Origin of the sequence: Streptomyces sp. NPDC091376 (assembly GCF_044757085.1) — a bacterium.
In the GTDB taxonomy this organism is placed as follows: domain Bacteria; phylum Actinomycetota; class Actinomycetes; order Streptomycetales; family Streptomycetaceae; genus Streptomyces; species Streptomyces pratisoli.
The window spans coordinates 576860-591417 of sequence record NZ_JBIVUF010000002.1; the positions used below are offsets into that span (position 1 = coordinate 576860).

The window sequence follows — 14558 nt, forward strand, 5'->3', positions numbered from 1 at the left end:
GCTCACGATTCCCTCCTGCTGCTTGCTCCGCCCGCTCGGTGCGTCGCCGACGCGGCCTCCTCCTCGGCCCAGCGCCGCACGTGCGGCAGATCGTCGTCCAGCCAGAACGCGCTCTGCTCCGGGTCCCTCGAGTCCGTGACCACCAGGATCTCCTCGAACTTCGCGCCCGTCCCCCGGAAGCCGAGATGCGGCTCCACCGCCCAGAGCCCCGGCCGCGGCGGATGGTCGGAGAACCGGTACGGCGACCACAGCGGTGACCAGCCGTCCCGGTGGCCGTGCAGCGCGTCGCTCGCGAGACCCTTCAGCGACTGGGTGCCGAAACCGAACAGCGTCGGCGACCACCGGCGCTCCCCGACCCGGTCGACCTTGTGGGCGATGACCCCGAACGGATACGCCCGATGCCGATTGGCGTACCCCTGCCGGACCATCAGCCGGTCCACGTCCTCGTAGATCTCGCGAAGGGACCGGCGCTCGCGCACCTCGCGCAGGATCAGCTCGCGGTGCGCCCGGAGATCGGCGAGGAGCCTGTCGTGCAGGGGGTGCGGTCCAAGGCAGCCCGAATAGCCGACGTCTGCCGTGAAGCCCTTGAAGACCGGCGCCATGTCGAGGATGAAGGGCATGCCCGCCTCCAGCCTCCGGCTGGTGGGGAAGAACTGCAGCGGTATCCGGAAGCCGGCGAACGCCGTACGGTCGCCGAACCAGGCGAAGGGCAGATGGAACCAGTCCCGCACACCCCGCTCGCGAAGCCACTCACGCTGCATCCGGGCCGCCTCGCGCTCGGTCACCCCGGGCTTGAGCTGCGCCGCGACCGCCTCCGCGCACTCATAGGCCAGGCGCTGCACTTCCCGGAACCCGCGCAGCTCCGCGGTTCGTTCCCTCGTCACTGCTGAGGTCATGCCACCCGTCCCGTCCCGTTTTCGTGTGCGGTACGTGCTCGTAACTTGACACTGATGAATGTGACAATGCCCGGCGGCTGCGTCAAGAGCCCTCGCACCGACCTGTGGACAACCCCGACGCCGGGCCCGTGGCAGGGCTTCGCACGTCCTCCTCCGGAGTTGCCCCCTACGGGTCCGTACGCCTGGAGTCGGATGCGGAACCAGCCGCCAGGGTTGACGCCCCCTGTGGTGTGCGCCACTACCTTCGAAGCGTGACTGTGATCGTGACCGAAAGCCTGAGCAAGCGGTTCCCCCGGGTGACCGCGCTTGACCGGCTCTCCCTGGACATCGGGCCCGGTGTGACCGGACTCGTGGGCGCCAACGGAGCCGGCAAGTCCACACTGATCAAGATCCTGCTGGGTCTGTCCCCCGCCACGGAAGGCCGTGCCGAAGTGCTCGGCCTCGACGTCACCACCTCCGGTGCCGTCATCCGTGAGCGCGTCGGATACATGCCCGAGCACGACTGCCTGCCGCCCGACGTCTCGGCCACCGAGTTCGTCGTCCACATGGCGCGCATGTCCGGACTGCCGCCGACCGCGGCGCGCGAGCGCACCGCCGACACCCTGCGCCACGTCGGCCTCTACGAGGAGCGGTACCGCCCCATCGGCGGCTACTCGACCGGCATGAAGCAGCGCGTCAAACTCGCGCAGGCCCTCGTCCACGACCCCCAGCTGGTCCTCCTCGACGAACCGACCAACGGTCTCGACCCGGTCGGCCGCGACGAGATGCTCGGCCTGATCCGCCGCGTGTACACGGACTTCGGCATCTCGGTCCTGGTCACGTCCCATCTGCTCGGCGAGCTGGAACGCACCTGCGACCACGTCGTGGTCGTCGACGGCGGCCGGCTGCTGCGCTCCAGCTCCACCAGCGACTTCACCCAGATCACGACCACCCTCGCGGTCGAGGTCACCGACTCCGACACCCACCCCGACGGGACCGCCGCGCTCCGCGAGGCCCTGACGGCCGCGGGCGTCACCCTGCACGCCGGGGTCGAGGAAGGTCTGCCCGGAGCGGGTCACATCCTGCTGCTGGAGGCGACCGGCGAGGAGACGTACGACACCGTCCGCGACACCGTCGCCGCCCTCGGCCTCGGACTCGTACGGATGGAACAGCGCCGCCACCACATCGCGGAGGTCTTCCGCCCGGAGGCAGCGGCCCAGCCCATGGAGGTGCCGGTCCGATGACCACCGAGACGACCCGTATCCACAACATCGGATACCGCAACTACGAGGGCGCCCGGCTCGGCCGTGCCTACGCGCGGCGCTCGCTCTACACGCAGTCGCTGCGCGGCGCCTACGGACTCGGCCGCTCCGCCAGGTCCAAGGTGCTGCCGATGATCCTCTTCGCGGTGATGTGCGTGCCGGCGGCGATCGTCGTCGCCGTCGCGGTGGCCACGAAGATGAAGGAACTGCCGCTCGACTACACGCGCTACGCGATCGTCACTCAGGCGGTCATCGGCCTGTTCCTCGCCGCCCAGGCCCCCCAGTCCGTGTCCCGGGACCTGCGCTTCAAGACCGTGCCCCTGTACTTCTCGCGGCCCATCGAACGCGTCGACTACGTCCTCGCCAAGCTCGGCGCGATGGCCTCGGCGCTGTTCGTCCTCACCGCCTCCCCGCTGGTGATCCTCTACATCGGCTCGCTGCTGGCGAAGATGGACTTCGCCGAGCAGAGCAAGGGATTCGCACAGGGACTGGTCTCCGTGGCACTTCTCTCGCTCTTCTTCGGCGGCCTCGGCCTCGTCATGGCCGCGCTCACGCCACGAAGGGGCTTCGGCGTCGCCGCCGTCATCGCCACCCTGACCATCACCTACGGCGCGGTCTCCACGCTCCAGGCCATCGCCTACGAGACCGGGTCCGAGGGTGTCGTGGAGTGGCTGGGCCTCTTCTCACCCATCACCCTCATCGACGGAGTGCAGACCGCCTTCCTCGGCGCGACCACCTCCTACCCGGGCGGGCAGGGGCCGGGCACGGGGGCCGGCGTGGTCTATCTGCTGGTCGTCCTCGCGCTCATCGCCGGCTCCTACGGCGTCCTGATGCGCCGCTACCGAAAGGTCGGGCTGTGACAACGATCAACATCGACCACGCGTCGCGCTGGTTCGGCAACGTGGTCGCCGTCAACGACGTGACCATGACCATCGGACCGGGCGTCACCGGGCTCCTCGGACCCAACGGAGCCGGGAAGTCCACGCTCATCAACATGATGGGTGGCTTCCTCGCCCCCTCCACAGGCACGGTCACTCTCGACGGGCAGACGATCTGGCGCAACGAGACGGTGTACCGGCAGATCGGCGTCGTGCCCGAGCGCGAGGCGATGTACGACTTCCTGACGGGGCGGGAATTCGTCGTCGCCAACGCCGAACTGCACGGACTGGGCGCGAAGGAAGCCCAGCACGCGCTGGCCACGGTGGAGATGGAGCCCGCGCAGGACCGCAAGATCGCGACGTACAGCAAGGGCATGCGCCAGCGCGTGAAGATGGCGTCCGCGCTGGTGCACGACCCGAGCGTGCTGCTCCTCGACGAGCCCTTCAACGGCATGGACCCGCGCCAGCGCATGCAGCTCATGGACCTGCTCCGGCGGATGGGTGCCGAGGGCCGCACGGTCCTGTTCTCGTCCCACATCCTGGAGGAGGTCGAGCAGCTCGCCTCGCACATCGAGGTGATCGTCGCGGGACGGCACGCGGCGAGCGGCGACTTCCGCAAGATCCGCCGGCTGATGACCGACCGGCCGCACCGTTATCTGGTCCGCTCCAGCGACGACCGCGCACTCGCCGCCGCGCTGATCGCCGACCCGTCGACGGCCGGCATCGAAGTGGATCTCCAGGAGGGCGCGTTGCGGATCCAGGCGGTCGACTTCGGGCGGTTCACGGAACTGCTGCCGAAGGTCGCCCGTGAGCACTCCATCCGGCTGCTGACGGTCTCGCCCTCGGACGAGTCCCTCGAGTCGGTCTTCTCCTACCTCGTTGCCGCCTAGGCCTGAAAGGAGCCTTCGACATGTACAACCCGACAGTCGCCCGGCTCACCTACCGGGCCCTTCTCGGCCGTCGCCGTGCTGCGGTCCTCTTCATCCTCCCGGGACTGCTGCTGCTCATCGCCGCCGCGGTCCGGGCCTTCAACGGGGTGGACGACCAGATCGCCGCCGACGTGCTGGGCGGATTCGCCATCGCCACGATGGTGCCGCTGATCGGTGTGATCGCCGGCACGGGAGCGATCGGCCCCGAGATCGATGACGGCTCGATCGTCTATCTGCTGGCCAAGCCGGTGAAGCGGCCGACGATCATCATCACCAAGCTGATCGTGGCGATCGCCGTGACGATGGCGTTCTCCGCGATCCCCACCTTCATCGCCGGATACATCCTCAACGGCAACGGACAGCAGATCGCGGTGGCCTACACCGTCGCGGCGCTGGTCGCGTCGATCGCGTACGCCGCGTTGTTCCTGCTGCTCGGCACGATCAGCCGGCACGCGGTCGTCATCGGTCTGGTCTACGCGCTGGTGTGGGAGACCCTCTTCGGCAGCCTGGTCCCGGGTGCGCGGACACTCAGCGTCCAGCAGTGGTCGCTGGCCCTCGCCGAGAAGATCGGCGGCGAAGGGATGATCACCTCCGATGTGGGGCTGCCGCTCGCGGTGGCGCTGCTCGTGGGCGTCACGCTGCTGGCCACGGGATACGCCGGGCAGAAGCTGCGGACGCTGACGCTGGCGGGCGAGGAGTAGGAACAGCAGGCGGGGGCGGCCCCCGGGAAGGTCCCGAGGGGCCTTCCCGGGGGCGTTCTCGTTCTCACACGCGTTTGACGCGTGCGTGAGGACACTGGGGGAGAGGAGGAATCGCCATGTCCGACGAGCCGAAGCCGGGACAGGGAGAGGGACCGGACCCGGGACAGGAGCCGGGACACGGGCCGGGCCCGGATCCGGAGTCCGGGGGCGATGCCCGGGACGACGCCCGGGACGACGCCTGGGACAAGGCCGTCCTCGACGAGGACTTCGTACGGGGCGCGGAGACCGCCGAGCCGTCCGCCCGGGCCCGGATGCTCGCCGCGCGGTGGCGGGGCTCGGCACCCGAGCCGCAGCCGTGGCGGTCCGACGAGCCACCGGCGGGCTGGTTCTTCAGCCGGGCGCGCAGACGGCGCCGAGGGCTGTGGCGGCGGCGCAAGGACAAGGACTGAGGCCGGATATTGGGTGGCACGGAACTGCCGTGGCGGGGCACAGTGGTTCTGGCACTCGCGCACATGTGCGACGAGGCCGTTTCGAGACCGGGGAGGGGCGCGGCGATGACCGAGAGTACGAGTCCGTCGAGCTCCCAGCAGGGCAGCGCACGGCAGGCTTCGGAGTAATCATCGGACTCCGTAGAGCCGCCGACCGCATGCTGCCCGGGCGGCCGCTTCGAGCGCGCATCCGCGCGGGCCGCCCTCCCGGAGGATTGGCCGAGTGGTAAGGCAGCGGCTTGCTAAGCCGTCGTCGGGGTCAACCCCGCGCGCGTTCGATCCGCGCATCCTCCGCGTATCGCCTCCGGCAGGAGGCCGGAACCTCATGGGTTTCGCGGTCGGGCCCGCACCACGGGCGCGCCGGCCTCAGGGCCGGCCGATCCCAGGGCCCGCCGCGCTCCCGACGGGCCTGACCCTGAAGTCATCCCCGAGTGCCGTGTCCACGGTGCGGAGCGCCGCGATCCCGGTGGAACGGCCGCTCACGACCGGCGCATGAGCTCTTCCAGGACCACGGCGATGCCGTCGTGCTCGTTCGACGCCGTGATCTCGTGGGCCACGGCCTTGAGTTCGTCGTGGGCGTTGGCCATGGCCACGCCGTGCGCCGCCCAGCCGAACATGGGTATGTCGTTGGGCATGTCGCCGAACGCGATGGTCTGCGTGGACTTCACGCCCAGGCGGCGCGCCGCCAGGGAGAGCCCGGTGGCCTTGCTGAGACCGAGCGGGAGGATCTCGACGATCCCGGCGCCCGCCATCACCACGTCCACCAGGCCGCCGACCGTCTGCCGGGCGACGCGGGTCAACGTGTCGTCGTCGAGGCCCGGGTGCTGGATGTAGAGCTTGTTCAGCGGCGCGGACCACAGCTCGGCCGGGTCGTCGAACGGGACGACCGGCAGCGGGCCTTCCTGGAGCCGATAGCCGGGGCTGACGATCACGTTCCCGTCGAGGCCGTCGCGGCTGGCCGCGACGGCCAGCGGGCCGACCTCCGCCTCCAGCTTCGAGAGCGCGAGCCCCGCGAGCTGCCGGTCCAGGGTCACCGAGGTCAGCAGCTTGTGCTCGCCCGCGTGGTACACCTGCGCGCCCTGACCACAGACCGCGAGGCCTTGATAGCCCAGGTCGTCCAGGATGTGCCGGGTCCACGGGACGGCCCGCCCCGTGACGACGATGTGCGCGGCGCCCGCCGCCGTGGCGGCGGCGAGCGCGTCGCGCGTGCGCTCCGAGATCGTTTCGTCGGAGCGCAGCAGCGTCCCGTCGAGATCCGTGGCGATCAGGCGGTACGGAAAGCTCACTTGGTGATCGGCTCCAGGACCTCACGGCCACCGAGGTACGGCCGGAGCACCTCGGGCACCCGCACCGAGCCGTCCGCCAGCTGGTGGTTCTCCAGGATCGCCACGATCGTGCGCGGCACGGCGCACAGCGTGCCGTTCAGCGTCGCGAGCGGCTTGACCTTCTTCCCGTCACGCATCCGCACCGACAGCCGACGTGCCTGGAACCCGTCGCAGTTGGAGGCCGACGTCAGCTCGCGGTACTTGCCCTGGGTCGGGATCCACGCCTCGCAGTCGAACTTCCGCGACGCCGACGCACCCAGATCGCCCGACGCGACGTCGATCACCTGGAACGGCAGCTCCAGGGCGGTCAGCCACTGCTTCTCCCAGTCCAGCAGCCGCTTGTGCTCGTTCTCGGCGTCGTCCGGGTCGATGTACGAGAACATCTCGACCTTGTCGAACTGGTGGACGCGGAAGATTCCGCGCGTGTCCTTGCCGTACGTACCGGCCTCGCGGCGGTAGCACGGCGAGAAGCCCGCGTACCGCAGCGGCAGCTTGTCGGCGTCGAGGATCTCGTCCATGTGGTACGCCGCGAGCGGGACCTCGGAGGTGCCGACCAGGTAGTAGTCGTCCTTCTCCAGGTGGTAGACGTTCTCCGCGGCCTGGCCCAGGAAGCCGGTGCCCTCCATGGCGCGCGGCCGGACCAGTGCCGGGGTCAGCATCGGGATGAAGCCGGCCTCCGTCGCCTGCGCGATCGCCGCGTTGACGAGGGCGAGCTCCAGGAGCGCGCCGACACCCGTCAGGTAGTAGAAGCGCGAGCCCGACACCTTCGCCCCGCGCTCGACGTCGATGGCGCCGAGCGCCTCGCCGAGCTCCAGGTGGTCCTTGGGCTCGAAGCCCTCGGCGCCGAAGTCGCGGATCGTGCCGTGCGTCTCCAGGACGACGAAGTCCTCCTCGCCGCCGACGGGGACGTCCGGGTGGATCAGATTGCCCAGCCGGAGCAGCAGCCGTCGGGTCTCCTCGTCGGCCTCGTTCTGCTCGGCCTCGGCGGCCTTGACGTCGGTCTTGAGCTGTTCGGCCTTCTTCAGCAGCTCGGTGCGCTCGTCCGGAGATGCCTTGGGGATGAGCTTGCCGAGCGACTTCTGCTCGGAGCGGAGTTCGTCGAAGCGGACGCCGGACGACCTGCGCCGCTCATCGGCGGAGAGCAGGGCGTCGACGAGCTCGACGTCCTCTCCACGGGCGCGCTGGGAGGCGCGAACACGGTCGGGGTCCTCACGGAGCAGGCGAAGGTCAATCACCCCACCAGGCTACCGGTGCGGACTCCCGCCACCCCAGTTGATATTGATCGTGTGGCGCTTTGCCCGAATTGCCGGAATTGAGGAAAGGTGCGGTGAATCCGGGCCGACATCCGTCAATGAACGGGATACCGGTCGCCGAAATGGGGCAAGTCCCGCCCCTCATTGACCCATGGGTGCCCTGGAGTGCGGAACCCGAGGGCTGTTGTCCACAGGGGAGGGCGCCTCCGGCAAGTTATCCACAGGGTGTGGGGGCGGCCTGTGGACTACGGAATTGATCATTCCGAATGCATCGAGGAGATCGGGTGGATTCCCTCGCCAAACATGGCCCACGCACTCGTTCGAGTGGGAATTCCTCGCACTTCCTCGCTCCAAAGAGTTGATCAAAGGAATTGGGCTGACAGGGGCTGACCGGCCGTGCTGTGGACGGATGTGTGGCGACTGGAGCGATTTGTCGACTGTGCCTGGTTACGTTGTCGACTTGTCCCCAGATAGAGAAGCCGCCCTGTGGATAACTCTGTGGGTAACGAAAAGTAGGAAGAGAATCCGGACAGCGCCGGACGAAGCAAACGCAGGGTTACGCGCGGCCGTCCTGGCAGCGCGCCAGCCAGTCGGCCGCGGCCACGAACTCCGCGTCCGACGTCCCGGGCCGCGGCGTGCGCCCCGTGCTCCCGGACGCGGACACACCCGCCTGCGGATACGACCCCAGGAACCGCACCTGGGGACAGATGCGCTTCAGCCCCATCAGCGCCTCGCCGACACGGCGGTCCGAGACATGGCCCTCGGCGTCGATCGCGAAGCAGTAGTTCCCGATGCCCGCGCCCGTGGGGCGTGACTGGAGCAGCATCAGGTTGACCCCGCGCACCGCGAACTCCTGGAGCAGCTCAAGCAGTGCGCCCGGGTGGTCGTCGCGCTGCCAGATGACCACCGACGTCTTGTCCGCGCCGGTCGGGGCCGCGGGCCGGGCCGGACGGCCCACCAGCACGAAGCGCGTCTCCGCGTTCTGCGCGTCGTGGATCTCGGTGACCAGGGCCTCGAGCCCGTACGTCGCCGCCGCGAACTCACCCGCGAAGGCCGCGTCGAACCGGCCCTCCTGGACCAGCCGGGCACCGTCCGCGTTCGACGCCGCCGACTCCCACAGCGCGTCGGGCAGATGGGCGCGCAGCCAGTTGCGCACCTGAGGCTGGGCGACGGGGTGACCGGTCACCGTCTTCACGTCCGACAGCTTCGTGCCCGGCCGTACGAGCAGGGCGAAGGTGATCGGCAGCAGCACCTCGCGGTAGATCATCAGCGGTTCGCCCGAGGCCAGTTCGTCGAGGGTCGCGGTGACGCCGCCCTCCACCGAGTTCTCGATCGGCACGAGCGCGGCCGCGGCCTCACCGTTGCGCACCGCGTCGAGGGCGGCCGGTACGGACACCATCGGGACGAGTTCCCGGGTCGCGGCTTCCGGGAGGGTGCGCAGGGCGGCCTCCGTGAAGGTGCCCTCGGGGCCGAGATAGGTGTAGCGCGTGGCGGACATACTCGTCACCCTAGTGCGCTCCGCCCTTGGGCCGCTCGCGTCACGATTCCAGCAGCCGCTGGCCGACGTACTCGCCGCTGCCCGGCCCACCGGGCACGGCGAAGAGGCCGCTCGCCTCGTGGCGGATGAACGGGGACAGGGCGTCACCACGGTCGAGCTTGCGCTGGACCGGAACGAAGCCCCTGAGCGGGTCCGCCTGCCAGCAGACGAAGAGCAGCCCGGCGTCGGGTGTGCCGTCCGCCGCGATGCCGTCGTGGTACGAGTACGGCCTGCGCAGCATGGCCGCGCCGGCGTTCTGCTCCGGTGCGGAGATCCGGGCGTGGGCGTTGGCCGGGATGACCAGGGTGCCGTCGGGACCGGTCCTGTCGAGATCGAGCTCGGTCGTCTCGCTTCCGCCGGTCAGGGGCGCGCCGTCCGACTTGCGGCGGCCGATCACCTGCTCCTGTTCCTTCAGGGCCAGCTTCTCCCAGTCGTCGAGCAGCATGCGGATGCGGCGTACGACGGCGTACGAGCCGCCCGCCATCCATGCGTACGGCCCCTGGGCGCCGGCGGACGGGACGAAGATCCGGCGGTCGAAGTCCGCCTCGGACGGCTTCGGATTGCGGGTGCCGTCGACCTGGCCCATCAGATTGCGTGCGGTCATCGGTTCCGCGGTCGCGCCGGGCGACCGGTTGAAGCCGTTCATCTGCCAGCGCACCCGCGCCGCCTCGCCCGCGTCCTTCTGCACGGCGCGCAGTGCGTGGAAGGCGACGAGCGCGTCGTCGGCGCCGATCTGCACCCACAGATCGCCGTCGGAGCGGCGCGGATCGAGCTGGTCGCTGGAGAACGCGGGCAGCGGATCGAGTGCGACGGGGCGCCGTGCGCTCAGCCCGGTGCGGTCGAAGAAGGTCCGGCCGAAGCCGAAGGTGAGGGTGAGCGAGGAGGGTCCGGCGTCGAGCGCGACACCGGTGTCGCCGGCGTCGGCCGGTTCGCCCGCCATCAGCCGGGCCGCGGTGGCCGACCACCGGCGCATCAGGGCGACCGCTTCCCCCCGGCCCGCACCCGGCGCCAGGTCGAAGGCGATCAGATGGCCGCGGGACTGCAGGGGGGTGGTGATGCCCGCCTGGTGCTCGCCGTGGAAGGCCTCGCTGGCGGAACCGACCGTCGCCAGAGCGGTCGCCGGGTCGCCTGCGGCCGCCACGTATCCGGCGGCGCCGCTGACGGCGCCCAGGGCGATGCCGGTCGCGCCTGCGGCGCCCACGGTGCCGAGGAGCCTGCGTCGCGAGATCTCGATGTCGCTCATGCCGTTCCCACTGCTCATGCCGTTTCCACTGCTCGCGCTGTTCCCGCTGCTCGTGCTGCTTCCGCTGGTCACGTCAGCCGATCTTCACGTTCTTCTCGACGGTCGACTGGTCGATGTCCGACGTCCGCACGGTGATCTGGACCCGCCACTCGCCCGGCAGCGGGATCTGGAGATTGCTCGCACTCCAGTGGCCGGTCGCGACGCGGTCGGGGACGACCGGCAGCGGGCCGATCTTCTCGGCGGTCAGGGTGAAGGCGACCTTGACCTCGGGCGCGTCCAGGGGACGGCCGTTGGGGCGGTTGACCCAGAGATGCAGCTCGTTGGCGCCCGAGCGGCCCGGGGAGAGGGTCAGCCGGGCGGTGCCCTTGCCGTCCGTGCCGCCGGTGTCGAAGGGCAGGGTGATGTCGACGGGCCGGTCCGGTACGGCGGTGGAGGCCTGTGAGCCGCCCGCCCGGGCGGCCTGTTCCTCCGTACGGCCGGGCTCGGTCGACGTCAGGACGGTCGTCACGGCGAGGAGCACGACGGCGACACCGGCTTCGGTCAGTACGGAGCGGCGCAGTCCGGCACGCTCCGGGTCGGCGTCCTTGACCCGCTTGCGCTTCGCCGTCGCCACCGCGGCCTGCTGACGGGCCAGTTGGGCGGCGCGTACGGGATCGTCGGACGCCTGTGCGGAATCGGTCGTCGCGGCGTCGGCATCCGCGTCCCCGACGGCTTCCGTGTCCGCCGTCGCTTCCGTGTCCGCGATCGCTTCCGCTTCGGTATCGGTGTCGGCATGGGCGTCCGTGCCCGTCTCCGACAGCCGTGCCGTCCAGCGCCGCGAGATCCATGCGACGCCTATCAGGACGCCGACCAGCCCGATCTTGAGCAGCAGCAGCCGTCCGTACGACGTGCCGGTGAGTGCCGACCAGGAGCCGACCTGCCGCCAGGACTGGTACAGCCCGGTGGCGGCGAGGACCACGACGGACCAGAACGCCACCCGGGAGAAGCGCAGTACGGCCGAGCGATCGAGGGCGGGAGTGCGGTGGAGCGCGACGAGCAGGGCGACCAGTCCGCCGAGCCAGGCGGCGACGGCCAGCAGGTGCAGCACGTCCACCGGCATCGCGACGCCCGGCTGGATGCCGGTCGAGGCGTGCTCGGAGAGAGCCCAGGTGGCGGCGATGCCGGTCGCGACGACCGTTCCGCCGATGGCCAGCCCGAAGCTGAGGTCCTTCTGCTCCTTGGCCCGCTCCTGCGCGTCTGCGCCCGTGCCCGTGGTCGCGCCCGTGGTCGTCCCCGCGTCCGATTCGGCGTCGTCGTCCGCGTCCGTGATCCGCTTCGCGTACGCCCCGAACAGCACCGCGATGAACAGCGCCGCCGCACCGAGCAGCAGCAGCCGTGACACCAGCGCGGCCCCGGTCTTGGTCGCGAGTACGGCCTGCAGTCCGGCGAGGTCGAAGGCGTCGCCCACTTCGCCGGAGCCGGTGTAGGGATTGCGCAGCAGCAGCATGGCGAGCGTGGCCGCGGTGAGCGTCACCCAGCCCTGCACGACCAGTCGCTGCACCGGCCGTGCGTTCGCACCGCGCGGCCAGCAGGCCAGGACGAACGCCGCGCAGCCGACGAGGACGACGAACCCCGCGTACGCGGCGTACCGCGCGATCCCGTAGAGCGCTCCGACGAGCCCGCCGCCCGCCTCCTGCTTCGGGAGCTCCACGGCCGTCTTCGAGGGCGCGCCGATGGAGAAGGTGAACGCGCCGGCGATGGGGTGACTGTCGGCGGAGACGGCCTGCCAGGCGACGGTGTACGTGCCGTCCGGCAGGCCGGCGTGCAGCGTGACGCCGTACTTGATGATGTCCCCGCTGCACAGGTTGTTCAGCTCGCCGGTGTCGACCCGCTTGCTCTTCGGGTCGAGGACGCGGATCGAGTCGTTCCCCAGGGCGACCTGCTCGGAGAAGGTGAGCGTGACGTCCTTGGGGGCGGTGGCCAGCACCGCCCCGTCCTTCGGGTTGCTCCCGGTCAGCGCGGCGTGCGCGCTCGCCGTGCCGGTGAGCACGGTGCCGAGCAGCGCCGCGGTGATCAGTAGCAGCCGCAGAAGTGGTGCGGTTCCGAAGCGCGGGGCGGTGATGGTCATGGTGTGTCGTCAGTCCCTCGAGTGGCTGAGTGCTTCGTCAGATGGCTCAGTGCTTCGTCGGGTTGTGGGTCTGCGCCTCGACGGGCAGCTGGACCTTGATCGGGTCCGCCTTCTCGAAGTGCAGCTCGATGTCGACCTTCTCCCCCTGCTTCGGCTGCTTCTTGATGCCCATGAACATGATGTGGCTGCCGCCGCGTTCGAGGTCGAGCTCCCCGCCCGCGGGGATGTCGAAGGACTTCACCTGCTGCATCTTCTGGTTCTTCGTCTCATGGATCTGGACGTCGTCGGAGAGGCTGCTGGTGACGGAGGTGAGCTTGTCCGCCGTGTCGCCGCTGTTCGTAACGGTGAGGAAGCCGCCCGCCATGTCGCTCACCGGCTGCGGCATGAACGCCCCGCTGACCTTGAGCTCGGGCCCGGAACCGGAGGAGCAGCCCGCGAGGGCCAGGCCCAGGCCCATGGCTATGGCGGAGGCCAGGGTGGAGGTCGTGCGGCGGTTCACGGGTTCTCCCCCTTGATGATCTTCGGCAGGTCCTTGGCGTAGTCGTCGGGCGTGGTGTCCTCCCCGTACAGGACATAGCCCTGGTCGGTCTTGGGGGAGAACGCGACGACCTGCGCTCCGTGCATGGAGACGACCTTGCCGTTCTTGTCCTTCGTGGCGGGATCGATGCCGATGCCGAGCTGACGTGCGCCCGCCTGGATGGTCGGGAAGTCGCCGGTGAGGCCGACGAAGGACGGATCGCCCGCGGAGGGAAGCCACTTGGCGAGCTCTGCCGACGTGTCCCGTTCGGGGTCGGTGGTGACGAAGACGACCTGGAGCTTGTCCTGGTCCGCCTCGGGGAGCTGCTTCCTGGCGACGGCGATGTTGCTCATGGTGAGCGGGCAGACGTCGGGGCAGTGGGTGTAGCCGAAGTAGATCAGCGTCGGCTTCCCTTTGGTCTGCTCGCGGAAGTCGTACTTCTTGCCCTTGGAGTCCGTCAGGACCAGGTCGGGCTTCTCGAAGGGCCGGTCGAGGACGGTCGCGGCCTTGCCCTTGGGCTGGGCGGAGACGTCGGCGACGGGGCCGTCCGCCGCGTCGGCCCCGCCGTCGGGGCCGCAGGCGGAGAGGGTCAGTACGGCCGCCACCGCCAGGGCGGCGGCCGTCACGGTCTTGTAGCGCATGAGGAAATGTCCCGGAAGTGAAGTGCGTGGGGGGAGGTCAGGCAGCGCGACGGCGGCCGGCCAGCACGCCGAAGGCGACACCGGCGGCACCGACGAGGATGCCGACGACGGCGAGTACCCGGGCCGTGGTGTCGCTGGCGGAGGCGGCCGTGGTCTTCTCGTCCGCCGCGTGGTGCTTCTTGTCCTGGGCGGCGGCGTTCTTGTCGTCGCTCGCGGCGCCGCCGCCGTGGTGGTCACCGGTCGCGGCGGACAGCGCGAGCACAGGGGCGGGGTGCTCGGGTTCCGCCGCACCCTCCTTCGGCTCCTCGATCCAGCGCACGACCTCCTTGTTGTCGTACGTCTGGAGAGCCTTGAAGACGAGCTGGTCGGCGTCCTCGGGCAGGCGCCCCAGCGACACGGGGAACTGCTGGAACTGGCCCGGCTCGATCTTGCCGCCGGCCGCGATCCAGGTGACCTTCGAGACGGCCTCGGTGATCTGCTTGCCGTGCACCGTCAGCGGCTTGGCGAGCTTGGTCTTGGTGACCTCGGCCTTCCAGCCCGGGACCGGCTGCGGCATCACGGACGACAGCGGGTGCTCGGCGGGGACGGTGACCTCCACCTTCACGGTCGAGGCGTTGTCGCGCTCGTTCGGCACCTTGAAGTTGACGGTGGCGTAGCCGCCCTTGGCGGCCTCTCCCTGGGGCTGCACGCTGACGTGCGCGAAGGCGGTGCCGGAGAGCAGCAGCACCGAGGAAGCGGCGACACCGGAGGCGACGGCGAGACGAGAGATCTTGTTCATGGCAGAGAACACTCCACGTGAGCA

The 14558-nt window shown here is 70.0% G+C and carries 13 protein-coding genes, 1 tRNA gene and 1 pseudogene; 6 read left to right on the forward strand and 9 right to left on the reverse strand.

Annotated elements, in window-relative coordinates:
- Positions 1 to 2 precede the first annotated feature (2 nt).
- Positions 3 to 896 (reverse strand): M24 family metallopeptidase, encoded by an 894-nt coding sequence (locus tag ACIQMR_RS06960; RefSeq protein ID WP_401383776.1) that lies wholly within the window; start codon positions 894 to 896, stop codon positions 3 to 5.
- A gap of 257 nt (positions 897 to 1153) precedes the next feature.
- Here ACIQMR_RS06960 and ACIQMR_RS06965 point away from each other — a divergent pair, with 257 nt between their 5' ends.
- The 6 genes and pseudogenes from ACIQMR_RS06965 to ACIQMR_RS06990 all read left to right on the forward strand — a co-directional run bounded on the left by ACIQMR_RS06965 (position 1154) and on the right by ACIQMR_RS06990 (position 5427).
- Entirely contained in the window at positions 1154 to 2119 is a 966-nt protein-coding gene (locus ACIQMR_RS06965) for an ABC transporter ATP-binding protein (protein WP_266384216.1), read from the forward strand.
- Positions 2116 to 2997: an ABC transporter permease gene (locus tag ACIQMR_RS06970; protein ID WP_401383779.1), complete on the forward strand. Its 882-nt coding sequence runs from the start codon at positions 2116 to 2118 to the stop codon at positions 2995 to 2997. Before ACIQMR_RS06965 ends, ACIQMR_RS06970 begins: the two co-directional genes overlap by 4 nt.
- On the forward strand, positions 2994 to 3905 hold the full coding sequence (locus ACIQMR_RS06975) for an ABC transporter ATP-binding protein (RefSeq protein ID WP_266380144.1): 912 nt from the start codon (positions 2994 to 2996) through the stop codon (positions 3903 to 3905). The genes ACIQMR_RS06970 and ACIQMR_RS06975 overlap by 4 nt, the downstream gene beginning before the upstream one ends.
- A 20-nt stretch (positions 3906 to 3925) precedes the next feature.
- Positions 3926 to 4645 carry an ABC transporter permease subunit gene (locus ACIQMR_RS06980; protein WP_358665232.1) on the forward strand — a complete coding sequence of 240 codons (720 nt, stop codon included), beginning with the start codon at positions 3926 to 3928 and terminating at the stop codon, positions 4643 to 4645.
- A gap of 230 nt (positions 4646 to 4875) precedes the next feature.
- Positions 4876 to 5094, forward strand: a pseudogene (locus tag ACIQMR_RS06985) (hypothetical protein); the annotation flags it as partial.
- A 248-nt stretch (positions 5095 to 5342) separates the two neighbouring features.
- Positions 5343 to 5427 (forward strand) — tRNA-Ser (locus ACIQMR_RS06990).
- A gap of 185 nt (positions 5428 to 5612) precedes the next feature.
- Here ACIQMR_RS06990 and ACIQMR_RS06995 read toward each other — a convergent pair.
- The 8 genes from ACIQMR_RS06995 to ACIQMR_RS07030 all read right to left on the reverse strand — a co-directional run bounded on the left by ACIQMR_RS06995 (position 5613) and on the right by ACIQMR_RS07030 (position 14534).
- Positions 5613 to 6419: an HAD family hydrolase gene (locus tag ACIQMR_RS06995; protein ID WP_401383783.1), complete on the reverse strand. Its 807-nt coding sequence runs from the start codon at positions 6417 to 6419 to the stop codon at positions 5613 to 5615.
- Positions 6416 to 7693 (reverse strand): serine--tRNA ligase, encoded by a 1278-nt coding sequence (gene serS / locus ACIQMR_RS07000; RefSeq protein ID WP_401383786.1) that lies wholly within the window; start codon positions 7691 to 7693, stop codon positions 6416 to 6418. The genes ACIQMR_RS06995 and serS overlap by 4 nt, the downstream gene beginning before the upstream one ends.
- A 574-nt stretch (positions 7694 to 8267) precedes the next feature.
- Positions 8268 to 9209 carry a prephenate dehydratase gene (pheA, locus tag ACIQMR_RS07005; protein WP_266380129.1) on the reverse strand — a complete coding sequence of 314 codons (942 nt, stop codon included), beginning with the start codon at positions 9207 to 9209 and terminating at the stop codon, positions 8268 to 8270.
- A gap of 40 nt (positions 9210 to 9249) precedes the next feature.
- A complete protein-coding gene (gene efeB / locus ACIQMR_RS07010) occupies positions 9250 to 10509 on the reverse strand; it encodes an iron uptake transporter deferrochelatase/peroxidase subunit (RefSeq protein ID WP_401383788.1) in 1260 nt (419 codons plus the stop codon).
- A 55-nt stretch (positions 10510 to 10564) separates the two neighbouring features.
- Entirely contained in the window at positions 10565 to 12598 is a 2034-nt protein-coding gene (locus ACIQMR_RS07015; RefSeq protein ID WP_401383790.1) for a copper resistance CopC/CopD family protein, read from the reverse strand.
- 46 nt (positions 12599 to 12644) lie between these two features.
- A complete protein-coding gene (locus ACIQMR_RS07020) occupies positions 12645 to 13097 on the reverse strand; it encodes a copper chaperone PCu(A)C (protein WP_401383793.1) in 453 nt (150 codons plus the stop codon).
- Entirely contained in the window at positions 13094 to 13756 is a 663-nt protein-coding gene (locus ACIQMR_RS07025; RefSeq protein WP_401383794.1) for an SCO family protein, read from the reverse strand. The genes ACIQMR_RS07020 and ACIQMR_RS07025 overlap by 4 nt, the downstream gene beginning before the upstream one ends.
- A 37-nt stretch (positions 13757 to 13793) precedes the next feature.
- Positions 13794 to 14534 carry a YcnI family protein gene (locus ACIQMR_RS07030; protein WP_401383796.1) on the reverse strand — a complete coding sequence of 247 codons (741 nt, stop codon included), beginning with the start codon at positions 14532 to 14534 and terminating at the stop codon, positions 13794 to 13796.
- Positions 14535 to 14558 lie beyond the last annotated feature (24 nt).